Source organism: Paenibacillus sp. FSL H7-0735 (assembly GCF_038008505.1).
GTDB lineage: Bacteria > Bacillota > Bacilli > Paenibacillales > Paenibacillaceae > Paenibacillus_AQ > Paenibacillus_AQ odorifer.
Map to the genome: position 1 here is coordinate 19962 of NZ_JBBOZH010000002.1, position 25518 is coordinate 45479.

Consider the following 25518-nt stretch of genomic DNA (forward strand, 5'->3'; position numbering starts at 1 on the left):
CTAGTGTATGTCATTATATTCATATTCTTATTCCCTTTCTTTTGCATCAATTAACTTAGATCTACATTTTATTCCTAAAGCATCTGTTTTCGATTATTATCCTCGAGTTCTTTAATCTGCTTTTTAATCATACCTACTTCTTGAGACATCTGTCGAACTTTTTGTGTTACATTGGAAATTGAAATACTCAAACTGAAAATTATTACCAAACTACATAATATCCCCAGTAAGAACACAAAATTGGATGGTTCCTGAAAACCAAATAGATCGGTGAAATAAAATGCTATATTAGGTACTAGAGAAATGACAAGCATTACTACAACCATAGTAATCCATAATAACGCATACTTTAATTGTAATTCATACTTTTTTATCATATTAATTAATAATATAAGAAAAAAAACAGATAATATTATAAGAAATAACTGTAGCTTGAAGGGAAACATTTATACCACCCTTAGTTAACTTGTTGTTTTCTAGTAGAATCAATAATAATTGCAATCGTAACTTTTATCATATAGTAGACTGATTTAAGTGCTTTGATGGAGGATACTCCTCCCACACGTTCTCTCATTTGAACAGGTATCTCTGCTATTTTATAACCATTTCTGCTTAATGCCATAATTGACTCTGGTTCTGGATAGTCGGTTGGATAGTTATGTGAAAAGATCTTGATTATATTTCTATTACAAGCTCTAAAACCAGAGGTTGGATCAGTAATGTTTTGCTTCGTTAGTAATTTTAATAATTTCGTGAAATAAACTATACCTAATCTTCGAGTAAGGGACGATTGAAACCCCTCTTTCTTTATGAATCTTGAACCAATAACAAAATCACTTTCCCCTTTTAGAATGGGTGTAATTAAATCTTTAATATAACTCGGATCATGCTGTCCATCTCCATCAATCTGAATTGCTATATCATAATTGAACTTATTGGCGTAAAGATAACCTGTTTGTACCGCTCCTCCAATCCCTAAGTTACATGGTAAATTAATAATGTTTACATTATTATTCTCACAAATAGCTGCGGTTGAGTCCGTAGAATGATCATTAATAATAATGAAATCTAGAAGATTATTGTATTTTGATAGTTCAGTTATTAACGATTGAATATTTTCTTCCTCGTTATAACATGGGACTATTCCCAAAATCCTCATAACTTTACCCCTTTCATTTAAGGACTAGGTATCCAATATCTTAATAATAAAATGATCATAGTGTAAGTAAGGGAAAATATACTAATCTTGGGAATCAAAAATGTCATTACGTTTGAGAACTTATCAAACTTCTCGTTGTATCTTGTAGTATTAATCTTAAATAAGAGTAATACAATAATTGATATAGGTATGAAATATCGTCCCTGTACTCCAGAAATCAATCCGAATCCCACACCTCCTATTTCACTTTTAGAGGTCCATGTAATATAAAGTGCAGTTTCCATTAGCACAATAATTAGTATACCTATGCTAGTAATGAAACCTTTTTCCTTAATATTAATATTATCCCTACTTTCTCCCCTGTCAAACAGTACTGTTACTATTAATAGTATGCAATACATTAGTATAAAGAGATAAGGAAAATTGGTATCGAGCCAGCCTAAATTCCCAATGAACCCTATTAAATAAAACTTGAGATTAACAATCAATGTTTTAATTAATATCAGTATATATTCAATTGGGGAAGTAAGTATAAATTTCAGTTGATCCATAGAATTTGTATCAGTAGATATATTGTCTACTCCTAGAAGCATCTTTGTAAAAAAACTCCATACTAGAAAGGATATAACACCAGATACAATAGATATTACAAACCATTTGCACTTTTCCTTCTTACTTTTAAATTTATGTGATGGAATTAAGAGAAACAAAAAAAGCAAGGGATAATAAACTTGTTTAAAGTGAATCAAAACTACCGAAAAAATCACCATATAATATAGATATTTAGTATCAATTTTCTCAACATTATCACTATAGCTAAGTTTTAAAATACCTGATATAAACAAAAATAAACTACCAATAATTACTGAATCATAACTAAGTGAAGATGCCAGAGTTATAGTCATAGGCATTAAGCATAGAAGAAACAATGTGTTTTTCATAAATGGTATTATTTTTATCGAGTAATAACAACATAGCAAAAAGAACAGCAGATTAAAAATCCTACCAGCATATATATAGTTTATAGGAGAAAGGTCGTTATTAGAATTAATAAGTGGGTTATCAATTGTTACTTTTAGTAAGAACATGCCAAATGCTTGTGGAAGAAAAAGAACAGGGTTAGAACGAGAAGTAGAGTATTCTATAAACGTCTCTGAACCTCTATTCACTTTCGTATGGGAATCAATATATTGATCTTTATATAAATATCGTGCATCCATATTTCCCATAAGATATCTCAGTTTATTATCAAAATCAACTATTGATTGAGGAATATAATTCCCAACCACCCCCTCCGGACTTCTTTCTGGAAATAAATGAAACGACGACACTAAAAAAGATTTTTTGAAGTGACTATCCTCATCGGGTGCCTGTAGCGGTGGAACCAAGAAGACTAGTAACAGCCCAAATATTAACCCTAAAGTGAGAAATTTCTTTTCAATTGTATAGCCATTCAATCAATTAACCTCCTAGTTTGTTTTTTAAATAGTCGAATATTGTTCTATTATAGTAAGCCCTAAATACAAGATCCCCCTTTTGTTCATTACCATTGATGTACAGTTTACCATTTTCGTATGATTCCTCATTACTTTTATACACAGTTATTGATTCACCTGGCTCAGTGTCTATCGACTTAATATAAATGCTGTAGATTTTACCCTTAGAGAATTTAATTGGAGGAAATCTAAAATCAAACATCTCATTATCTCTAACACTATCAACTTGAATTTTATTTTCATAAATATTTTTATCTGATCCCATTTCTCTTATACCAATTAATAGACTTCCCTTATTTGTTCTCATATAAGTTGCTAACCTTACAGATATACCGCTTAAGTTGCTTTGATCAGTGTAAAAAGATTGTTCAAGTTCAGAGTTCTTTATAAACTCACCAATAGTACCGTTTTCAACGTCCTGTTTAATATACTCTCTTACAACGCCAATATTACCAACATAAGTATATATCAAAAAAATAATGAATATACTCAGGAGTGTATATTTAAACCATTTCAATTGATTTTTTTTCATAGCATTCTCCGTAACTATCAATTTTAATATCTCGGAATCCATATAATCCCAGTATTTGTTCTAATAGATTCTCCCATTCTCGTTCCCTTGCGATTTCAAGTCCGTTTTCTATTAATTTTCCTCTTAAATCTTCATTTTCACATACCATCTGAATCATTTCTATTGCATTTTGTATATTACCTTGTTCATATAACAAGCAATTTTCCCCATGTTTTAGATATTCTATATTCCCTGCGTTTGGCGCTACGATTGCTATACCGCCCGTAGCCATCATTTCCAAAGGGGGATACGAGAAACTTTCCAAAAGACTTGACTTAATTAAAATATCGCATTGTGAATAAACCATTCCTACCTCATCGTGAGGAACTTTATTTAGAAATTTGTCTACCTTATACCATTCCTTAGGAGCTCCGCTATATGATAAATACCAAATTTCAAACTTATCTTTATCCAGTGTATTCACAATTTTAAAACTTTCATCTACATTCTTATAATGATCTTTAGAATTACCTTCTACCAAGATTCTAATCTTATTTCTATTGAAATCTCTTTTTCGGTAATTAAATAATGACAAGTCTATACCATTTGGTGCAAAAGAAACCTCTCTTTTAAAATCTTCTTTCAACCAATTTTCACACCATTTTGAAATAGTTATATAATTCATATTATTATAGGATGTGTAAGTCAAATTGGCTAAAACACGAGAATAATTACCTGGCTCATAAAAATCGGTCTCGTAATTCTGTACTAAATAATACTTATCCTTTATTTTAGGATAAGTATTCAAAAATGAAGTAGTTGACCAAAGAGTAGCTACACATTTTTCAAAATAACCATGAAAAGCATGACGATGATAGGATATTACATTAATTTCCCCGTCATTATTAATAATATTTTCATCCTCTTCACTCATGGAAATTATTGTAACATCTTTGCCTGAATCTCTAAGTATATTACAATGTTTAATCACTACATTAACCCCACCACTAATTTGGGTAGAGGGCAATACAAAAGCTATATTACGATTTGAATGAGATTCAATAAAATCATAAAGTCTATACCCCGTTTTTGCTGTTGTCCACTTATGAATAACTTCATTAAAAGCTCGTTCTCCAAGTTCATATCGATATTCCTTATTATTGATTAGTTCCGTTAATTGAATTTCCCACTCTTCAAATCGGTCACATAGAACCCCAGTCTCTTTGTTTTTAATAACCTCCTTGAATGCTCCTACATTACTAGCAATTGTAGGAACTTTAACCAAAGCTGCTTCCATCCACTTATTTTCTGATTTTGCTTCATTAAATACTGTACTTACAAGAGGAGCAAGATTAATATCAACACTAGCTATTAATTCCGGTAAATTTGTCCAATCTGTAAATTTTTCAAATATAATTCGATCTTTAAATTCCTTCAACTGGTCTGGCAAATCAAGGAAACCAACAATTTTTAAATATACATTATTATATTTGGTAAAGATATTTTTGACAGAAGGTAATATTAAATCAAAATCCTCATTATGAGTTATGCTTCCACTAAAATATCCCAAGATGACATCGGAATCATTTCTTTTATCAAATTTATTTTTGGTAGCTTGCAACGATAACTCAATCATTTTTTCAGAAGCAACATTTCTATTAATAAACACTTCTTTTACATAAGGACTTAGTTCATTAGCTAGCCTGGCTGTAGTTGTTATCGCATAATCGCACATTGATAGTGTTTTCATTGTACGTTTTACCCCATCCATGTACATTTCCATTTCTTGAGCAGTTAATGTTTCAAGATGTTTTATCTGTTTTACATACTTATAGTCGATAACTAAATCATCAATATCAAAAATGACCGTTTTATTAAAGTATTTTGCTTTATTAATTAATGCCTCAATTGTATCAGTATGTGGACAACGAAAGAAAATAAATGATCTATAGTATCTTACCATATCAACTGTAAGGTCTTCATAATAAACTGTATCGCAGGAGTATCCGTTAAAGTGCAATTGTTCGATCTGATGATCAACTCTGTAACGTTGTGGATGCGGCAAGGTACAACCGTTAATGAACAATATATCTTTAAAAGAGATGTGATTTACACTATTCCTTCTTAACAATTTTCTTTTAGAATATCCGATAGATTTTCTGGCAAATGAATTTACCCCTTCATATTTTATTACCGAAAATGATTTTTTTAATAAAGCATCAATACTCACTCACTATCACCCTTTGACGTGTTATTTATATTTGCTAGCATTTTCTTTTTTGATTGTTTTACGTAAGACTTTCTATGTTCTCCCCCGGCCGTAGAAGTTTCAGAAATTCTCCAATGATAGAGAATTTTGGGGATATGAGTAATTTGACTAGTTAATCGAATTACTCTTATTGCTAAATCCCAATCCTGGACTCCCTCATAACCTACCCGAAAGCCATCCAACCTTTTAATTATTGCTGTCCTATATACAGCAAAATGACAAATATAATTCATATGTTGTATTAAGTGTTTATTGTAATTCCGCTTAAAAAAAGGAAAACAACGCATGCCATCCTTGAGTTTATCCTCGTCACTATATATTAAATCAATATTTTTATTTTCATTTAATCGACTCACTACCTCATGTAGAGCAAATGGAGCCAAAATGTCATCGTTATCAAGTAATGCTGTGTATTCTCCCATTACTAATTCAAGAGCAGTGTTACTGCAAGCAGATATATGGCCGTTTTCTTTTCTGAACGAAATTCGAATACGATTATCTTTTGCTTTATATTCTTCCAGTACAGATTTTACATGTGACTCAGTGGAATTATCATCCACAATACACAATTCCCAATTAGTATAGTTTTGTCTTAGTACAGATTCAATGCATTCGCGCAAAAAAATTTCTTTAACGTTATATACTGGGACAATTATAGAAATAAGCGGCATATAATCAAAAATAGATTCCTTATCTTCATAATTCTCATTATTTTGTATCCATTTTTTATATCCAGTATTTCTCGTTATAAATTCTCTAAAGATAAATAGTTTGATTTTAATTCTAATAAAATATGAATAAACCCTATAATATAGACTAATAAGATATCGCAATTTCATCTCCAAATTTCAATTATATTTTGAGTAATAATAATCACAAATTTCTGTAATGTTTCCCACACTTATTAGCTTACCTTTCTCCAAAATAACTCCTTGACTACACATACTTCTAATTTGGTCAATAGAATGAGAAACAAGTATTACAGTAGTCCCAACATCCACCATCTGTTTGATTTTCTTTTCACATTTCTCTTGAAACTTAAAATCTCCAACTGAAAGAATTTCATCACAAATGAGAACATCGGGAGTTGTTGCTGTGGCTATAGCAAATCCTAATCTAGCGTACATTCCTGAAGAAAAATTTTTAATAGGTACATCGATGAACTCTTCTAGCTCTGAGAATTCAACAATTTCATCAAATTTAGCTTTCATCTCTCTTTTCTTGTATCCCAATACAGCGCCATTTAGGAATATATTTTCTCTTGCAGTTAATTCAGCATCGAATCCAGCCCCTAATTCTATAAGAGGAGCCATTCGCCCAAAAACTTCGACACTCCCAATGGTAGGTTTTAACACACCCGCTATTACTTTAAGTAAGGTACTTTTCCCTGCGCCATTTAGACCTAACACCCCAAAGATTTCACCTTTTCTAATTTTAAAACTCACATCATTAAGAGCCCAAAACTCAGTATAAGAAATTTGACGTTTAAGCTTCTTTATTAAATATTCTTTTAGAGTGCTAATTTTTTCAGTCGTCATATTAAAACACATTGAGACATTATTAATGTCAACAATTACTTCTTCCATTTCCCCGCTCCTTAAATGTATAAGATGAATTTATCTTGACGTTTCTTAAATAAATATAATCCGGCAATCAATGTAATAAAAGCATAATTAAAACATTGTAAATTTAATTCAAATGAAGGAATACGTCCGTAAAGTAACCCTTCTCGAAAATGTGTGACAAAATAAAACATTGGATTACTATAGAGAAGAAAGAGATATTTATCTGGAATTGTTGCCATTGGATAGATGATGGGAGTAGCATACATCCATGCCGTCATCAGTACGCCATATATGTGTTCTATATCTCTAAAGAAAATAACTAAACTGCACAGGATCATTCCAACTCCGATACTAAAAAGAAACAAATAGCCTATTGAAACAAAGCTAAAAAGAATTGTCCATTTCAGATGAACTCCAGTGACAGCACATACGATTAATACTGCACAAAATGAAAAGAGCATATTTACTAAAGAATAGGCAATTTTAGATATGGGAAATATGTACTTAGGAACATATACCTTTTTAATAATTTGCCCCGAAGAAAATATTGAGGTCATAGCCAATGAAGTAGAATCTGAAAAGAAAGAAAACAATACTTGCCCTGTTATTACATATGCCGCAAAATATTCAATATTAAACTTGAACAATTGTTGAAAGACTAATGTAATTATCAGCATAGTAAACAGCGGATTTAAAACACTCCATAATATTCCTAAAGCAGACCTCTTGTATTTAATTTTTATATCCTTTATAACTAGTAGTTTTAATAACTCTTGATATTTCATAAAATTAATAACATACTTTTTAAGTTCGCTCACTGTAAGATTCACCTATTCATCGTTTATTTAACTGCCTGTCATTTATAATATAGATACTACAATTCAGAATATGCTAAAATATTGTCGTACCTACAGGAAAAGGAGATTATAACGTGTCGAAACCAGTATACGGTAAAAACGCCGCTCAGTCGAGAAATGTTGAAAAGATAGCAAGTCCGATATGGGCATTAGTTGTTGGTTTTATTCTATTTTTGTGTTGGACCCCATTTCAAGTGGGATTGTTTAATGGATCGCTAGTAGATTACGAGAAGCCAATATATGTATCCGCACTATTAAGCGCACTGATGCTGCTAGTCTGTGTTGGCTTGAACTACAAAAAATTCAAGCTTGAAGAGCAGAGTGATTTAGTAGCTTGGGCAGCGTTATTGCTCCCTGTGACCTATGCTCTGTCACTGTTTGTCGCAGTTTCGCATTATACGGCGATGAATATGCTGTTCATTCAGTGTACATATGCCGCAGTTTTCATTATAGCCTTTTATCTCATGAAGCAAAAGCAAGTAAATGTTGTCATTCAAAATGCTATATTAGCGATTGCGTATTTTATAGTGGGTTTTGGACTTTTAAATTGGCTAGGCAGTAGTAAATTAGCAGGAAATCTTATAGGTTGGTTCTCAAACACTGTCCGAAATGATGTCTATTTAGATGCTGTTATGACTGACTCTAACGGACTTCGTCTGACTTCGATCTTTCAGTACGCAAACACGTACGCTGCCTTCTTGATGGCCTTTCTATTTGTAGCAATATTCGCGCTTATTCGCTCTAAAAATTGGTATGGAACGTTAACACACAGCTTTATGTTGGTACCTATCATTGTTTCTATCCTACTGACGTTATCTCGTGGCGGCTTAGTCCTGCTACCTGTAGTATTCATACTCCTACTTCTATTCCTAAAACCTGCACAGCAAATCCTTTGGATTCTGCATCTAGGAGTTGCTGGTATTGCTTCGCTACTAATTACAACTCCAGTGACCAATCTGGGCTTAGAGTTAAATACAAATTTCACTTCATCCGCTGCCTTAAAGGGTTGGGGATACCTGCTGGGTGCTTCAATAGTTGTTGCCATTATCGGCTGGGTGATCCAACGTTTCGTATCTCCATGGTTACATATGAAATTGGAGAAAGTGTCGTCCCGTAAACTGACGGGTCTATGGATCCCACTCGGATCAGTTGTGCTGGTAGCCATTGTAGCATTCTTGCTCATTGGTACAAGTGCAAAAAGCATCTTACCCGACAATATGGAGACTCGCCTAGAGAACATCAACTTCCAACAACATAGCGTACTCGAGCGGATTACTTTTTATAAGGATGCCTTGAAGGTGGTTAAGGATTATCCGATCCTCGGTGCTGGTGGAGGAGGCTGGGCATCACTCTATGAGCATTATCAGAATAACCCTTATACAAGCCGGCAGGTGCATAACTTCTTCTTACAATTTCTCATTGAAGTAGGTATTGTTGGATTTATCATCTTTATGAGCTTCATTCTGTATATCTTCTATAAATATATTCGTGGATATGTAAAACGGGATAAGAATGAATTCGAGAATGGTTTCTTCTATTTAATTATTGCTCTCTCTATTCTTGTGCACAGTCTACTTGATTTCAATATGAGTTATGCCTTTATGGGCATACTAGTTTTTATTGGTCTTGCTGGAATGGCAGCTGTTATGGATAGCAAGCCACTGCGGAAAAATTGGGATAAAGCGGGCATCCGTTTTGGATACCTCGCTGTGCTTTCTTTAGGAACCTTGTTCCTAGTGTTCTTATCAATTAGCTATATTGGCTCCAGTAACTCCGCTTTGAAAGCTAAACAATTACGGGGTTATAGCAATTCTTACGAAGAGCTTAGAGCTCCCTTGATAGAGACTTTGAACAAACGCCCAAGCCATCCAGAATCGACAATTTATCTTTCAGCCTTGGATCAGCAGGTATTTAGCCAGACCCAAGAGGAACAGTTCCTTGACGAATCTTACAGTGTTTTAACTCGCGCACTCAAAGATGAGCCATACAACAAAAATCTTCTGCTCCAATTAGTGAGCTACTACGATCTGAAAGGTCAAAGTGACGTCGCCTTGGGTATTTACCGTGACAACGCAGATAAGTTCAACTGGGATATCGATTGGTATGATGCAATAATCAGCCGTTCTTTTGCATTAGGTCAGCAAGCACTTAATCAAAAGGATGAGACAAAGAAACAAGAGTATTTCAATGAAGCGCAAGAAGCATATAATCATGTTCTTGCTGGGATTGAACATCTGAAGACTCTTCCACCAGAACAACTGCAAGGGCGTCCTTTCTCAGTAACGCCAACTATCGCTTTAAACGTTGGCAAAATGCAACTTTTATCCGGACAAGAGGATGCGGCGAAGACCACTCTCAAGCTTAATTCAGATGCTAATTACACGGATATCATGAACAGTGAAACTCCATGGGATATAAATTGGTACAGTTCACTCATCAGCCGTTCATTTGATTTGGGGCAGGCAGCTTATGCACAACAAGATAATCCAGATAGAATAGACAACATGAAAGCTGGCTTTGTTATTGGGCTTTTGGCCTACGATCATGTACTTGCGGATAATGATCCTTCGAAGACATTTAATCCGGATGTGACACTGAAGGTAGGAAAGATGCAGTATATGTCTGGAAAGATACAAATTGCAGCCTCTATCTTAAAAACAGCCTTAAGCCAAGATTTCGCTGATGCAACCAATCGTGAGATTGCCCGTTGGTACCTAGCTGCACTGGCGAAAACTGGTGGCGAGGATCAGGCACTATACGATTCGCTGATCGCAGCTGATCCTGCGGAAGCAGCACAAGTTGAGGCCATTACAAATTCACAATTTTAAAAAAGAATGAAACCCTAAAAGCGCGCCACTGTAATTACAGTGGCGCGCCTTTTTTATTTTATGAGATTTACTTATAGCCCAACCTTAGCTGCTTCGCTCTCGACAAGCTCTTTCATATAACGAAGCAAGTCATCTTTAAGCTCCTCGTGTTGAAGTGCATAATGAATGGTAGTCTGGATAAAGCCCATTTTCTCACCCACATCATGACGTTTACCTTCAAAGTCATAGGCAATAATTCGTTCAACCTCGCTTAGACGTGCTATCGCATCAGTAAGTTGGATCTCTCCACCTACACCTACCTGCTGCTCACCTAGCATATCGAAGATACGTGGAGTTAAGATGTATCGTCCTAAAATTGCTAGATTAGAAGGAGCCTCTTCTCTCTTTGGCTTTTCTACTAGACGATTAGCTTTATATACCCGTTCTGCCAAAGGCGAAGCATCTACAACACCATACCGTGATACTTCTTCCCATGGAACAGGCTGAACACCCACGATAGAAGATTTATACTCGTCATAAACATCTATCATCTGTTTGAGACAAGGTTTATTCGCTTCAACAATATCATCGCCTAGCAGGACAGCAAACGGTTCGTTTCCTATGAATTTACGTGCACACCAAATTGCATGTCCGAGACCTCTTGGTTCTTTTTGACGAATGTAGTGGATATCTGCCATTTCGGAAGATTTACGAACGGATTCAAGCAGCTCCCACTTCTGCTTCTCTGCTAAGTTAAATTCCAGTTCAAAAGAGTTATCAAAGTGGTCTTCAATCGCACGTTTACCTTTCCCTGTTACAATAATAATATCCTCGATCCCGGAAGCAACAGCTTCTTCAACAATATATTGGATCGTCGGTTTATCTACAATCGGTAGCATTTCTTTAGGCATTGCTTTGGTCGCAGGCAAAAAACGGGTACCAAGACCTGCGGCTGGTATAATGGCTTTACGGATTTTCATCACATTAACTCCTTCTGTCGGATACTCTTCCATTCTAAATACTCAGTATGTAAAATGGCATATTTCCTTCAATTATAGCAGTTATAGCAGATTTATGTCAGAGTGTTTGTTATATTTGTATATCTATTCCATCTAAATAAGAGAGACGGCATTATAAACCATTTATTTCTAGAATAAACACTTTGCTGACCCTTACGATATATTATTTAGTATATGCAAATTAGGATGAGGACGAGATCAAATCAAATAAAAAGGGCTAAGCAATACCAGCATCTACCTGGTAGTTACTTAGCCCTTTTTCTTTAACTCTTAACTCTTATTACTTCGCGTTCACCAATTGCCCACGCGTTACGCCAAGTTGGTTAGTAGCCTTTAGGCTCTTCCATACCTGCGTACCAGATATTTCACCACGCAGAGCGCGGCTGTAGAGGCTGATTACCTCAGCCACTTGCTCTGGCGTCTCTTCCAAGAACTCCACACGGTATGAAGATACTCCTAGGTCACGGAAATTGTTCAAATACTCCGCACCAGACTGCTCAACAGCGTTATAGACGGTATTACGGCAGCCTTCATCCACACGAACTGGATGTGACATTCCAATACGGTCTTGCAAAGAAGCACGGTGCTCTTCACAAGGACGACCACAGTTCGTATAGTCAGTGCCTTCACTCATAAAGGTACAGTACACACAGTGTTCAGTATGGAACATCGGCAAATGCTGATGGATAACGACCTCCATCCGGGAAGTATCGCTGTGCTCAAGCAGATCGACCATCTGTTGAATGTTCAAGTCATAGGATGGCGTTACTATGTCACAGCCTGCCTCAAGGAACAAATCCACTGCTTTATGATTGGCGATATTCAATGAGAAATCGCCAATCAGGCGTGGATGCACAGCATACGGTTGCTCCTGGCGGCGGCGCAGATAATAATACAACGCGCCTGTATTACGCACGAGCACAGCATCCGGCTGCAAGCGAAGAATATTCGCGTGGTAGCCGTTCTCGCCCGGCATATGAATGCGCGGCGTGGCCAGCGCTATGCTGGCCCCTGCAGCCCGTACCGCATCTACCGCTGCCGGGAACTGCTTGATAAACTCGAAGTCGGCGTAGATGTTTCTCACGCCGGCCTCGAGCGCAGCCTGCACCTGCGGCAGACTGCGGCACAGCGCGGTGAGCTCCGCTTCACCAGCGCGCTGCGGAGCGACACCCCTGCGGGTGGCGTCGCCGTAAACCTCGATCGCCCGTTTCACGTAGACGGGCGGTTTCGGGCGCTCGCCCGCAAGCAGCTCCACCGCTTGGCGGCGGATGCTGTTCAGCTCGCGCATAGGGACGATGACTTCGCCTTGCAGATGCGACTCCAACGCGTCAAGCTGGAACACGGTCCCGCCCAGGCGGCCGAATTGTTCTTCCAGCAGCGCGGTATCCATCGGACGCTTTTGCGCGGCTTCCAGCGCGAGCTCCGAGTCCACACGGACGGTAACGTTCTTCTGAACGTCCGTCCACCAAGTCGTCAGCTTCTCGCCGACGCAGCCTTGCACTCTAACATGTACCGGAAATACCCGGTACGGCTTTTCGGTTTCATAAGTCTGGCGCAGCGCCTTATCTAACGCAGGGTCATTTGTCTTCCAAATGCGGTCACCGACATTTAGACGACGAAGATCTACATCATTACGACCGGCTACGATGTCGATGATCCAACCTTCTCCGGCTTCGCCTTCCAGCTTCACACCTTTACGACGAAGGTCGTAGACACGACCGCCTTCTTCTTTTTTCGTCGGATCCCCAGCGTCAAAAACAATTCCGTCCCCACGCTTAAGCGGTGCATGAATACGGCAGACCACTCCGTCACGCAGAATTTGCTCAACAGTCCCCAAATATACACCACGGCTTTTTGGGAAAGTCCCGTCTACCAGTTTCTTATTGTTCGTTCCATCCAGGAAACCATGTGTAAACCCGCGGGAGAAGCTTTGTTGCAGCTCACGCACCTCCTCCTTCGAAGGTTTAGACAGATCGCCTTCAAAATACCGATCAATCGCTTTACGATACTTACTAACTACATTCGCTACATATTCCGGGCTTTTGAGGCGACCTTCGATTTTAAAAGAAGTCACACCCGCCTCGATCAGCTCAGGCATTAGATCAATTGCTGCCAGGTCCTTAGGAGAGAGCAAATAAGTTACGTCTCCCATAGGTTTTACCTCACCATCCACCATCAGATCATAAGGCAGGCGACAAGCCTGAGCACATTCACCGCGGTTGGCAGAACGTCCGCCCCACATTTCAGAGGTCAGACATTGACCGGAGTAGGAAACACATAAAGCACCGTGTACGAATACTTCCATCGGCAGGCGGGCTTGCTCCCCGATCGTACGAATTTGTTTCAGATTGTTCTCACGACCTAATACCACACGTTCCAAACTAAAAGGTTTAGTAAACTCGACCGCTTCCGGCGAAGTAATGGTCATCTGTGTCGATCCGTGAATCGGGAAATCCGGTGAGATTTCGCGGATCATTTTGACCAAACCTAAATCTTGTACAATTACTGCGTCCACGCCAGCATCCACGCATGCATCAATCAGTTCTTTTGCATCAGACAATTCATTTTCAAAAACCAGTATATTAAAGGTCAAAAAGCCCTTCACACCATAGCTATGCAAAAACGCCATAATTTCCGACAGCTCGTCCATGCGAAAGTTGTTCGCTCTGGCCCGTGCATTAAACTTCTCTACGCCAAAAAAGATAGCATCCGCTCCGTTTGCTACCGCTGCACGCATGCAGTCCCAATCACCTGCGGGTGCCAATAGCTCCACGTCTTCTCTGCGTATTTGTTGCTCTTTCATTTATATCCTCCCAAACCGCCATTTGACGGGTCATTTCTAGTTGATTAACTTGATAATTGTATCAAATATCACACTTGAGCGCTATGCGTTTACCAACATTTATATAGAATAAAAGTCATAATGCTGTCAGGAAGCTGACTTCTTTCTCTTTACTCCATGAATGTTGTAGAACATGCAACTTTATTGCCCAATTCAGCGCTTCGACAACTAAATGTTGTACATAAAGCATCATTCTCACACTCTAGTATCGACAACCGGTACAAAAAGTTGCAACATTTACAACAATTCACTAGGAATTCCGTGACATACAATAAAATGTTGTATCAAATACACTAATCCACCCTTTAGTTATTCACATTATGCCCAACTTGGATAGCATTGGATCGAAACCTCCTAAAACAACCCTTCCGACAACCCTTCTATCGGTTCATAGTAACAAATATATGTATTATTTATAATAGGCCGCAGGTATCCCTTATCCACTAAACTCTGCAACCATTTACGAGCAGTACGAAAATTAACATCATAATGGTTCATAACATCCTTGGGTCGAATCCCTTTTCCTAAATTCCACGCTAATCGTATAATCTCTCGTTCTAAGGGAGAGGTATAATTCGCCGGACTTTTCTGGATTAAGGAAGGTCCAATAACAGTTTGAAGTAGCATTCGGCAAATCTCAGGGCGGTTCTGAACATCATCAAAAGAAAAATGGATGATTTTCCACCCCATACCTGTTAAAAAAGTTTCTCTGTTTAAAGAGTAGCTGAACCTCTCCCGATCCATATCTTTAACATGGCTCTGAAATCCGTCGCATTCCAATCCAAACCGGCCAAAAGGTGGGAGGAAAGCGACATCAAGAAATTGTGACTTGCGATTCCAATCGTACACCTCATATTCCGGATGCAAATGCTTTAAGTTGCCGAATAGTGGCCACCAGACATTTTTAAGTAATAGTTTCTCAGCGTATTGGTGCCCCCTAAGTAATCTTCCTCTCCGTTCGCCCGTTCTGAGACTCAAATGTCGCTCTAGTAACAACCGATGTTCATTTTCAAAATCCGAATTAATCATTACTTTTCCCCCTTTATACAAAAAAAGAACGCTCCAAGCCAAATCGGCAACTGGGACGTTCTTCGTCTGATTGAATTATACGCTTCTATTCGTGTGTCAGCTACGACATTGGTACTCTTTTAACTACTTGCTGCCTGTAAACCGAAACGATTGTAACGTCTTGTCTAATAGAGCCTGCTGTTCTGCAGTGGCATTGGCATCATTCAGCGTAACGGTAATCATGTAGACCACATCATTTTTACCAAACACAACCTGCTTGCTGCGAAGAGGGATACCATTTTTGATTTGATGTGCAGTTATGATCGTAGCAGGGACATCCGCAAAGGTAGACTCCACTACACTTTCTATACGAGGGCCTTTGGGATCATTATTTTTATTTTGATAAGCATCTTTGAGAACATTAACTGTATAATCTACTGAACCCTCGGATTTTGAGTTGATCTGTAGACGTCCTCCGCTGAAGCGATATTCAATCGACTGTGTCTCAAAAATATCCTGATAAGGTGTCCATAAACTTGGAATATCAATGGCATAACCGTAGGTTTTGGATACTTTGGTTAATGTCTTATTTTTGAGCGTCTTATAATCATCACTAGCGAGTCGCCCGAAGTTCTCCTTCAGCAGATCAAAATCAATGTCAATAGAGGATATGATGGCTTTGAATTTTGCCTTATCGTCATCTTGCCCAGCAGCTGTTACATATTCAAAATAATAACGATACCCATTTTTGAGTATGAGAGCTTGATATTCTGTAGTAACACCGTTTCCGTAATTTAGCTGTAGCTCATTAATTTGTGCGGATACGCCCGAGATCTCCGACTTGTTGCTGTCTTTCAGAATATAAGCATCCGCTACAAAGTTTTCTTTAGTTTTCATTTTCAGATCTTCAGCCCAGCTCTCTAGTGTAGAACCAGCAGGTGCCGAGGTAACTGCCACACTCAGATGACTTCCCTGCTTACTCTCGTAATAGAGATGCTGGTCATCCTTACTCCAATCTGCGGGAACCTGTAGCGAAATCCCATAGTCCTCATTGTACGCGTCACGCAATCCATTTTTGACCGTAGAAAGATCACGGATTTTTTTGTTTTTAGTATCAAAAGAAGGCTGGAAAGAGTTAAGTAATCCTGTGTATTTAGCAAAATCTTTATAATTAACTGCTTTGTTATCCGTCAAATAAATCTCGTAGAGTCGACCTTCAGCATATAACAGTCTACTTTCCCAGAGCGCTCCACTGGAATCTTTACTGATCAATCTAGCATAAGGTATCGCGGCTTTGGGGAACGACTCCCGATCCAATATCAACTCCCCACCTGCCTCGACCTCCCGAACCAGCTGTTCCAGCAGCCCTTCCGCATCTACCGCAACCGCCTGGTCACTTACATGAATCTCCACATAATATAGATTGTCCGCACTTGAAAAGGTAGCCACACTTTCATCCCCACCGCTATTTCCAGCGATCAGCCCAGAGGGATAATTCAGTGTCCATTGAAAATAGCTGTTTCCAATTTGAGTCTTACCAACATCGCTGTCAATCCCAGTATCCTCTGGCGTATCTTCTTCGTTGTCTACAGGAACTAGGGTAACCATAAGCTCACCCCCACTCCCTTGAGTAAGGGTCGCACCTAACACATCAGCCATAAAACGTAGCGGTACCATCAGCACATCTGAAACCATCCGGGGCGCTGAGCCCAGTTTAACTTTGATTCCATCCTTCCAAGCGATATCACTCCCAATCGTCATCACCCCTGAATGAGTACCGTAGGTTACTTTTACAACATCGTTCTGCTCTAAGGAAACATTGCTGCCAAACGTCTTTTTAAAAACCCCAAGCGGGACCATAACCGTTCCGTTCTCCCTATAAGGCCGCTCAATAGCCACCTTCTTACCATTCACCGTAGCTGAAGTACTACCAACTTTTAGACTCAGCTGTTGCTTGTCTCCTTCTGAAGCTAATGCTGTTTGTATGGGTAATATAGAAAATAGCAGTAATACGGCCAACATCGCACAAAATCCTTGCTTTAAAATTTTTAAGCCCATTTACCGTCCCCCTCTCCAGTTTGCTGATCACTCTTCCGCGTGCTCGTCCCCATCCGTTTCATAATCATCTCCGCTTAACAACGGATCACCTTGAGTGAGCACGAGTTTACGGACGACGATATCCCCATCGCTTTGCATAACCAGCCGCACAGTTGCTCCCGGCAGGTAGCTTTTGAACAATTCATTAATATCAACTAGTGAGACCACACGATGCCCGTCGATGCTATATAAGACGTCCTCTTCAGCAATCCCTGACTTGAGTGCTTCTGAAGACACCACCTTCGTGACGGACAGCGGGTCCAGCGTTGGCAATCCCACAACCGTAGACCAGCTTGCCTCCAGCTCTAGCCCCAGACTCGGATGCTGGACCTCACCATATTTTAAAAGCTGGTTCATAATATACTGCACAGTATTCGCTGGAATCGAAAACCCCATATTTTCCACACCCACCGCTGAGTATTTCAGGCTGTTGATTCCCAGCACCTCACCTTTCATATTTACTAGCGGCCCTCCGCTATTTCCGGGATTAATCGCTGTGTCACTCTGGATAAGACGATAAGCCGCATCTACCTCACGGTTAAGACCACTTATAACGCCTACAGTCGCTGAATTTCGTAGAGAAAAGCTAATCGGTGTTCCGATAGCAATAACCTTCTCCCCAACCACTGTTTTGCTATTCGCTGGTATAAACTTGGCGGGCTTTAAATGGGTGGCATTGATTTTGATCAGCGCCAGATCACTAACTTCATCCAGATATGTTTCTTTAACGCTGTAGGTTTTGGAGTCCGAAGTGACTACTATGGCATTTTGCAGATCCTTGATTACATGAGCATTGGTTATAATCCATCCGTTCGATTTCACAATGATGCCGGAGCCATGCGTCAGATTGTACCGATCATCCAGGCCACTATTCCCGCCACTCTCATCTTTGCCGATAATGCCCACAACAGAAGGAGTGATACTTTTAATAATTCCAGGTATCGGATCTTCTGCCGCTGCTTTACTAACCACCTTACTAGTACTATCAAAAGCAAACACCGACTGACTCCATACTCCCGACAGCACTACGCCGCACAGTAATAGACCCAATCCTTTCCTCACCAGCTTCTCCCCAATACTCCTCATTCCTCACCAGACCCTCTCTTTGCAAATGGATAAATTTAACATTATATAATTTGAAAAAAGACGCCTTCAATGCGCCCATGGCGTTAAAGGAGTCTTTTGGTGCAAAGCTGTTCAATTTAGTTCTTTCATTAACTTAACCAATGCATCACCATGGCATAGTCAGAGATCACAAAAACCAGCAAGCTAACGGCTCCAAAACCAATGGCAAATTTGTTCTTCTGGGGAGCTTTCAATAGTCGAACAACCCCGACCAAAATCAAGATGGTAAATAAAATCATAAACACATCAAAGGTATGAAATTTAGACGGTCCTTGCGCGGCAACTTCTGCAAGCAGCATAACCTTACCTCCTCAAAAATGTTGTCAAGCAAGATCCAGTAATCCCCATATCACCTTCTATGTTATCGCTACCATTTGGGCGATGCAATAGGTTTTGTAGAAAAATTATGTATTTGTCGCAAAAAATATATTTTATCCCTGCAAAATCCGTAATATTGATGAGATTAATCACTGACAATTGGGTGCAACATAGTGAAAAAGTGCTGTGAGCCCAATCATCTCTTTCGTCGTGAAGGTTACAATAGAAAGTCCGTTAACTGCTTTAGAGATGAAATAAATTGAGCAGTGAATTGAAATTTAGAACTTAGAACTTAGAACTTAACATTCCGGGCTCTAAATTTAGGTTTTTAATGAATTAGGGAAATTCTCCCTAAAATTGTCCGATTAACAGTTCATTTTGTGGTTATCAGGGAATTCCTCCCTAAAAATCATTAGAAAACCGGGTATATGAGTAAATTCACCCGATAATTGGGGAGGTTTTCCCGGATTTCACCTTATATGATCTAAAAACTCGGATTTTCAGGGAAGTTTTCCCTAATCTAACAAACAGTTATTTGATAGAGTGATATGATGATTAATTATTCGGTTTTCAAGGAACTTTTGGCCCTAACGTTAATCAATTACTTGTTAACCCTATCAACAGAATACTCCTCATTGAATCTTACTACGAACATGTCCTACATATGCCTACCTTGCCTATTATTAAATCCATTTTTTCTATAGAATTCGTATAACTTTTGCTAGAAATATCACATCATATATCTATGAGCCATCTTTCGCACAATTACCAGATAATCCCACAACGCCTTAAGTCGCTTTGACTCCATTCTAGAGGACGAGGTTAGCTATTAGCTGTTAGTTGTCAGATGTTTCCCTTCAAGAAATTATTGCTTACAACCTACAATAAAAGCCCCGGCAAGATACCGAGGCCTTATTATACATAGGTTATATTACTTACTGTTTATTTGGTTTCCGCCGTCTCAAGCATAAGCGCTTCGGTCCGCTCTGTATCACGAATCAGAACCGGCTTCAGATATTTACCTGTGTAAGACTCTGTGACAGTAATGATCTTCTCCGGTGTTCCTGTTGCCAGGACGGTACCACCGCCGCTACCACCTTCCGGTCCCATATCGATGATATAATCCGCAGTCTTGATTACATCCAGATTATGTTCAATAACAAGAACCGATTCTCCGGAATCCACCAAACGATGCAATACCTCAAGCAGACGACCAATGTCATCTACATGCAGACCTGTCGTAGGCTCATCCAAAATATAAAGTGTTTTACCCGTGCTGCGACGGTAGAGCTCAGAAGCCAATTTTACCCGCTGTGCTTCACCACCGGATAAAGTGGTTCCCGGTTGACCAATCTTAATATAACCAAGTCCTACATCCATCAGTGTTTGCATTTTACGATGGATACGCGGGATATTTACAAAAAACTCTGTTGCGTCCTCTACCGTCATCTCTAACACATCTGAAATGTTTTTGCCTTTATATTTCACTTCTAGTGTTTCCCGGTTATACCGTTTGCCTTTACATACTTCGCAAGGGACGTATACGTCCGGCAAGAAGTGCATCTCAATCTTAATGATCCCGTCTCCACGGCAAGCTTCACAACGTCCGCCTTTTACGTTAAAGCTGAAGCGTCCCTTTTGGAAACCACGTACCTTAGCCTCATTTGTCTTGGAGAATAGGTCACGGATGTCATCGAATACACCTGTATAAGTTGCTGGGTTGGAGCGCGGTGTCCGCCCGATTGGCGACTGATCGATTTCAATAACCTTATCGAGATTTTCTAGTCCACGAATTTCTTTATGCTGACCAGGACGCACCTTCACAGCCTTATTCAGCTGCCGTGCTAAACTCTTGTAAAGAATCTCGTTGATAAGCGAGGATTTACCGGAACCCGATACACCTGTCACCGCTGTAAATACACCTAATGGAATCTTCACATTCACATTTTTCAGGTTATTCTCTTTAGCACCACGTATTTCTACCCATCGATCATCGGTAGGACGGCGTTTAGCGGTAACCGGAATAAATTTACGTCCACTTAAATATTCACCCGTTAATGAATTTGGATCTTTCATAATCTCTTCTGGCGTCCCTTGAGCCATAACTTGTCCACCATGAATACCTGCGCCCGGACCAATATCAATAATATAATCCGCTGCCATCATCGTATCTTCGTCATGCTCTACAACAATCAGCGTGTTGCCTAAATCACGCATATGCGCAAGCGTAGAGATCAGGCGATCATTGTCCCGTTGATGCAAGCCAATACTTGGCTCATCCAGAATGTACAATACACCCATGAGACTTGAACCGATCTGAGTAGCCAACCGAATACGCTGCGCCTCACCACCGGAAAGCGAACCCGCTGCACGGCTAAGCGTCAAATAATCCAAGCCTACATTCACAAGGAATCCAAGCCGATTGCAGATCTCTTTTAGAATGAGGTTGGCGATGGCTGTTTCTTTTTCGCTCAATTTTATCTCTTCAAACCAATGCTGGCAGTCTCCTATTGAAAGGTCCGTAACATCAGAAATATTATGATCATTGATAGTCACAGCTAATATTTCTTTTTTCAGACGTTTACCTTTACATACATGACATGGCTTAGCACTCATAAACCCTTCGATAAATTCACGAATACCATCCGAAGCAGTTTCACGGTAACGCCGCTCGAGGTTAGGTATAATCCCTTCAAAAGCAACCATCGCATCTTTCTTTTGACCGAAATCATTTTCATAACGGAAGCGGACCTTCTCACTGCCTGTACCGTTCAGTAATTTATTCATATGATCAGGTGTCAGACTGCTTACCGGAACGTTCTGTGGAATTTTAAAGTGTTCACAAACCGACTTTAGGAATTGCGGATAGTAATTAGAAGTACTTCCAGTCCAAGCTAAAAAAGCACCTTCTTCGATGGATTTCTCAGCATCAGGAATAAGCAGGTCTGGATCGACCACCATCTTCATGCCAAGTCCATCACACTCTGTACAAGCTCCAAACGGACTGTTGAAAGAGAACATCCGTGGTGCCAACTCTTCAATACTAAAACCACAAATTGGACAAGCAAAGTTAGAGCTGAAAAGCAGCTCTTCCTGGCCGATGATATCCACAAGGATTTTACCGCCCGAAAGCTTAAGCGCCGTCTCCAGTGAATCCGTCAGCCGGGTCTCCACATCGTCTTTAACAACGATCCGGTCTACCACAACTTCTATTGTATGTTTTTTATTCTTTTCTAGTTCAATATCCTCAGACAGATCTCTTAGTTCCCCGTCCACACGCACACGTACGAAGCCTTGCTTAGAGATATCTGTGAAGAGTCCTTTATGCTCACCTTTACGTCCTGAAATGATTGGCGCCAGGATTTGCAACCGAGTTTTCTCGGGATACTGCATAATCCGGTCTACCATCTGTTCAACGGTCTGGGAGGTAATCTCAATACCATGCTCTGGGCAATGGGGATGACCAATACGTGCAAAGAGCAACCGCAAATAGTCATAAATCTCCGTAACTGTACCTACCGTGGAGCGTGGGTTCCGGCTTGTTGTCTTCTGATCTATAGATATCGCCGGGGACAAACCATCAATTGAATCCACATCTGGTTTCTCCATTTGTCCCAAAAACTGACGTGCATAAGCTGACAAAGATTCAACATAACGCCGTTGTCCTTCAGCATAAATCGTATCAAATGCAAGCGATGATTTACCTGAGCCGCTCAGTCCCGTCAGCACGACGAAACGGTCACGTGGAATCGTCACATCGATGTTTTTGAGATTGTGCGCCCTCGCGCCTTTAATTACAATATTTTCGTTCGCCAACGGAACCTCTCCTTTAAAAAACTATTTCAACTTTATTTCAAAATATTCTCAAAGCCTTTTCAAAGCCTTTCGATCCCTCCCAAACCCTCCCTTCCAAGGGAGGGCCCCAAGGGTTGCACCCTCTGGACACCCGCATTTTCTGGAGAAGGAGTATGGTGGGACGTAACTTAGTGACTATAATGCTCAGAGCGCTTATCCCTACGGGACCACTTGGACGTTACCGCACTAACTAAAGACAGGTACATGCAACTGTCATAGACGTTGCATGGTGCTGTCCCTGCGGGATACGCATAAGTACCAAGTACATTGCCTGGTGCTGTCCCTACGGGATACGCGTAAGTGCCAAGTACATTGCGGGCGCTGTCCCTGCGGGATACGTTTAAGTGCCATAAACATTACTGGATACGCGACCCTCTATTGATTCAAAAAGAACGGTCTAGGACAGCACCGTTCAATACCTATTTTAAATATCGGTGATGCATTGATGGTTTATTACTCAGCCCGAAGCTCCAGCAATGCGTCACGCAGCTCTGCCGCACGTTCGAATTGCAGGTTCTTGGCAGCGTCCTTCATTTCAGCTTCCAGACGCTGGATCAGACTTTGTTTTTCTTTCTTATTCATCTTGCCACCCACACCTGTGAGATAATCGGCTTTAGACTCAGCAACCTTCGTCGCCTCGATGATGTCACGCACTTTTTTATTAATGGTGGTTGGGGTAATGCCATGTTTCTCATTATGAGCAATCTGAATGGCGCGACGGCGCGATGTTTCGCTCATCGCTTTCTCCATCGAATCAGTGATCCGATCACCATACATGATTACACGACCCTCAGAGTTACGAGCCGCACGGCCAATCGTCTGAATTAGTGAACGTTCGGAACGAAGGAACCCTTCTTTATCGGCATCGAGAATTGCAACTAAAGATACCTCCGGTAAGTCGAGACCTTCTCTCAGGAGGTTAATCCCTACCAGGACATGGAACGTACCGAGACGAAGATCCCGCAAGATCGCCATCCGTTCCAGTGTTTTGATGTCAGAGTGCATATAACGAACCTTAATACCGATTTCCTTAAAGTAGTCTGTCAGATCCTCCGACATCTTCTTCGTCAAAGTGGTAACGAGTACACGTTCATCACGTTCGACCCGGTCACGGATTTCGCTAATCAGATCATCGATCTGGCCTTCTGTAGGACGAACCTCAATGATTGGATCCAATAGCCCAGTCGGACGGATAATCTGCTGCACCATAGTTTCGCAGTGTTCCATTTCATAAGGTCCAGGTGTCGCAGAAACGTAAATGATCTGGTTCACTTTATCTTCGAACTCTTCGAACTGAAGCGGACGGTTATCCAGCGCAGAAGGCAGACGGAAACCATGCTCTACCAACACTGTCTTACGCGCCCGGTCACCGTTATACATCGCCCGAATTTGCGGAAGGGTAACATGGGATTCATCTACGACAATTAACATATCATCAGGAAAATAATCCATTAACGTATATGGAGTTGCTCCTGGCTCCCTGAAGGTTAGTGGCCCGGAATAGTTCTCAATCCCCGAACAGAAACCCACTTCCTTCATCATCTCAATGTCGTAACGTGTCCGTTGTTCCAGACGTTGCGCTTCCAGAAGCTTGCCTGCGTCACGAAGCACGGTCAGCCGCTCTTCCAGCTCCCGTTCAATATTGACTATTGCTACACGCATCGTTTCTTCCTTGGTAACAAAGTGAGAAGCCGGAAAAATGGCGACATGGTCGCGTTCACCGATCAATTCACCCGTTAAAACATCAATTTCAGTGATCCGCTCAATCTCATCGCCAAACAATTCAACGCGAATCGCATGTTCACCCTGAGATGCCGGGAAGATTTCAACCACATCACCACGTACACGGAATGTTCCGCGTACAAAATTGATATCATTGCGCTGGTATTGAATATCCACCAGTCTGCTCAGAATCTCATTGCGCGGCTTCTCCATCCCAACCCGCAAGGACAACAGCAAGCTTCCGTATTCCATTGGTGAACCGAGACCGTAAATACAAGACACACTCGCTACAATAATAACGTCACGCCGTTCGAACAAGGAGCTTGTCGCGGAGTGGCGAAGTTTATCAATCTCTTCGTTAATGCTGGAATCTTTCTCAATATAAGTATCGGAGGAGGGAATGTACGCCTCTGGTTGGTAATAGTCGTAGTAGCTGACGAAATAGTCTACCGAATTATTCGGGAAAAACTCCTTAAACTCACTTGCCAGCTGGGCAGCCAGTGTCTTGTTATGCGCAATAACCAGCGTGGGGCGATTTAATTTGGAAATAACTTGCGCGACAGTAAAGGTCTTCCCTGTACCTGTCGCTCCCAGCAGCGTCTGGTGCTTCTTACCCTGCCGGATGCCTTGTAGTAATTCATCTATGGCATGAGGCTGATCGCCCTGGGGTGTATACTCGGACTCCAATTCAAAAGTCTTCGTACTGACGACAATATCACTCATTTGCCCGTCTCCCCTCTATCGTCTAAACTAGATTAATATATTATAATTGTTGTCTGAATCTTCTCTCTCCATACGATAGTAAAAAATATGGAAGATAAGAATATGTGTTCCCGTTCATTATACAGTGTTGCTTAGATCGATGCAA

17 protein-coding genes are annotated in these 25518 nt (G+C 40.2%); 1 reads left to right on the forward strand and 16 read right to left on the reverse strand.

Translation table 11 applies throughout. The features are described 5' to 3' along the window. Positions 1-74: 74 nt before the first annotated feature. Genes NSS82_RS32750 through NSS82_RS27855 form a run of 8 tightly spaced genes read right to left on the reverse strand, consistent with a single transcriptional unit; the run spans position 75 to position 7818 of the window. Positions 75-446: a DUF2304 domain-containing protein gene (locus NSS82_RS32750; protein ID WP_076273730.1), complete on the reverse strand. Its 372-nt coding sequence runs from the start codon at positions 444-446 to the stop codon at positions 75-77. Positions 447-457: 11 nt separating this feature from the next. Further along, entirely contained in the window at positions 458-1159 is a 702-nt protein-coding gene (locus tag NSS82_RS27825; protein ID WP_076273729.1) for a glycosyltransferase family 2 protein, read from the reverse strand. A 17-nt stretch (positions 1160-1176) separates the two neighbouring features. Beyond that, complete coding sequence (locus NSS82_RS27830) at positions 1177-2616, reverse strand: DUF2142 domain-containing protein (RefSeq protein ID WP_076273728.1); 1440 nt, start codon at positions 2614-2616, stop codon at positions 1177-1179. A 4-nt stretch (positions 2617-2620) separates the two neighbouring features. Continuing rightward, positions 2621-3187 (reverse strand): hypothetical protein, encoded by a 567-nt coding sequence (locus NSS82_RS27835; protein WP_076273727.1) that lies wholly within the window; start codon positions 3185-3187, stop codon positions 2621-2623. After that, the gene (locus tag NSS82_RS27840) at positions 3159-5396 is read right to left on the reverse strand and encodes a glycosyltransferase (protein WP_076273726.1); all 2238 of its coding nucleotides are present in this window, start codon (positions 5394-5396) and stop codon (positions 3159-3161) included. The genes NSS82_RS27835 and NSS82_RS27840 overlap by 29 nt, the downstream gene beginning before the upstream one ends. Beyond that, on the reverse strand, positions 5393-6274 hold the full coding sequence (locus NSS82_RS27845; RefSeq protein ID WP_081386743.1) for a glycosyltransferase family 2 protein: 882 nt from the start codon (positions 6272-6274) through the stop codon (positions 5393-5395). Before NSS82_RS27845 ends, NSS82_RS27840 begins: the two co-directional genes overlap by 4 nt. A gap of 9 nt (positions 6275-6283) precedes the next feature. After that, entirely contained in the window at positions 6284-7021 is a 738-nt protein-coding gene (locus tag NSS82_RS27850) for an ABC transporter ATP-binding protein (RefSeq protein WP_076273724.1), read from the reverse strand. A gap of 11 nt (positions 7022-7032) precedes the next feature. Then, positions 7033-7818, reverse strand: a complete 786-nt coding sequence (locus tag NSS82_RS27855; RefSeq protein ID WP_081386742.1) for an ABC transporter permease — start codon at positions 7816-7818, stop codon at positions 7033-7035. Positions 7819-7931: 113 nt separating this feature from the next. On the opposite strand from NSS82_RS27855, the gene NSS82_RS27860 reads away from it, so the two are divergent. Next, positions 7932-10685, forward strand: coding sequence for an O-antigen ligase family protein (locus NSS82_RS27860; RefSeq protein WP_076273723.1), 2754 nt, complete (start codon positions 7932-7934; stop codon positions 10683-10685). Positions 10686-10756: 71 nt separating this feature from the next. Here NSS82_RS27860 and galU read toward each other — a convergent pair whose 3' ends face one another. The 8 genes from galU to uvrB form a co-directional block, all read right to left on the reverse strand. Then, positions 10757-11644, reverse strand: coding sequence for a UTP--glucose-1-phosphate uridylyltransferase GalU (gene galU, locus NSS82_RS27865; protein ID WP_036678633.1), 888 nt, complete (start codon positions 11642-11644; stop codon positions 10757-10759). 319 nt (positions 11645-11963) lie between these two features. Beyond that, positions 11964-14486 (reverse strand): U32 family peptidase, encoded by a 2523-nt coding sequence (locus tag NSS82_RS27870; protein WP_076273722.1) that lies wholly within the window; start codon positions 14484-14486, stop codon positions 11964-11966. 393 nt (positions 14487-14879) lie between these two features. Next, entirely contained in the window at positions 14880-15554 is a 675-nt protein-coding gene (locus NSS82_RS27875; protein WP_076273721.1) for a hypothetical protein, read from the reverse strand. Positions 15555-15677: 123 nt separating this feature from the next. Further along, entirely contained in the window at positions 15678-17591 is a 1914-nt protein-coding gene (locus tag NSS82_RS27880) for a stalk domain-containing protein (protein ID WP_076273720.1), read from the reverse strand. Between the two features lie 27 nt (positions 17592-17618). Continuing rightward, positions 17619-18716, reverse strand: a complete 1098-nt coding sequence (locus NSS82_RS27885) for a S1C family serine protease (protein ID WP_076273719.1) — start codon at positions 18714-18716, stop codon at positions 17619-17621. A gap of 128 nt (positions 18717-18844) precedes the next feature. Further along, positions 18845-19054 carry a DUF2759 family protein gene (locus NSS82_RS27890; protein ID WP_036678627.1) on the reverse strand — a complete coding sequence of 70 codons (210 nt, stop codon included), beginning with the start codon at positions 19052-19054 and terminating at the stop codon, positions 18845-18847. A 961-nt stretch (positions 19055-20015) separates the two neighbouring features. Continuing rightward, positions 20016-22889, reverse strand: coding sequence for an excinuclease ABC subunit UvrA (gene uvrA, locus NSS82_RS27895; RefSeq protein ID WP_036678625.1), 2874 nt, complete (start codon positions 22887-22889; stop codon positions 20016-20018). A gap of 492 nt (positions 22890-23381) precedes the next feature. Continuing rightward, positions 23382-25373, reverse strand: a complete 1992-nt coding sequence (gene uvrB / locus NSS82_RS27900; RefSeq protein WP_036678623.1) for an excinuclease ABC subunit UvrB — start codon at positions 25371-25373, stop codon at positions 23382-23384. Between the last annotated feature and the right edge of the window lie 145 nt (positions 25374-25518).

Bases quoted from the DNA above. Each gene is read 5' to 3' on its own strand.
- uvrB (WP_036678623.1), bottom strand. From the start codon at position 25,373: ATGAGTGATATTGTCGTCAGTACGAAGACTTTTGAATTGGAGTCCGAG.
- NSS82_RS27870 (WP_076273722.1), bottom strand. From the start codon at position 14,486: ATGAAAGAGCAACAAATACGCAGAGAAGACGTGGAGCTATTGGCACCC.
- galU (WP_036678633.1), bottom strand. From the start codon at position 11,644: ATGAAAATCCGTAAAGCCATTATACCAGCCGCAGGTCTTGGTACCCGT.
- NSS82_RS27875 (WP_076273721.1), bottom strand. From the start codon at position 15,554: ATGATTAATTCGGATTTTGAAAATGAACATCGGTTGTTACTAGAGCGA.
- NSS82_RS32750 (WP_076273730.1), bottom strand. From the start codon at position 446: ATGTTTCCCTTCAAGCTACAGTTATTTCTTATAATATTATCTGTTTTT.
- NSS82_RS27890 (WP_036678627.1), bottom strand. From the start codon at position 19,054: ATGCTGCTTGCAGAAGTTGCCGCGCAAGGACCGTCTAAATTTCATACC.
- NSS82_RS27885 (WP_076273719.1), bottom strand. From the start codon at position 18,716: ATGAGGAGTATTGGGGAGAAGCTGGTGAGGAAAGGATTGGGTCTATTA.
- NSS82_RS27850 (WP_076273724.1), bottom strand. From the start codon at position 7,021: ATGGAAGAAGTAATTGTTGACATTAATAATGTCTCAATGTGTTTTAAT.
- NSS82_RS27880 (WP_076273720.1), bottom strand. From the start codon at position 17,591: ATGGGCTTAAAAATTTTAAAGCAAGGATTTTGTGCGATGTTGGCCGTA.
- NSS82_RS27835 (WP_076273727.1), bottom strand. From the start codon at position 3,187: ATGAAAAAAAATCAATTGAAATGGTTTAAATATACACTCCTGAGTATA.
- NSS82_RS27845 (WP_081386743.1), bottom strand. From the start codon at position 6,274: ATGAAATTGCGATATCTTATTAGTCTATATTATAGGGTTTATTCATAT.
- NSS82_RS27825 (WP_076273729.1), bottom strand. From the start codon at position 1,159: ATGAGGATTTTGGGAATAGTCCCATGTTATAACGAGGAAGAAAATATT.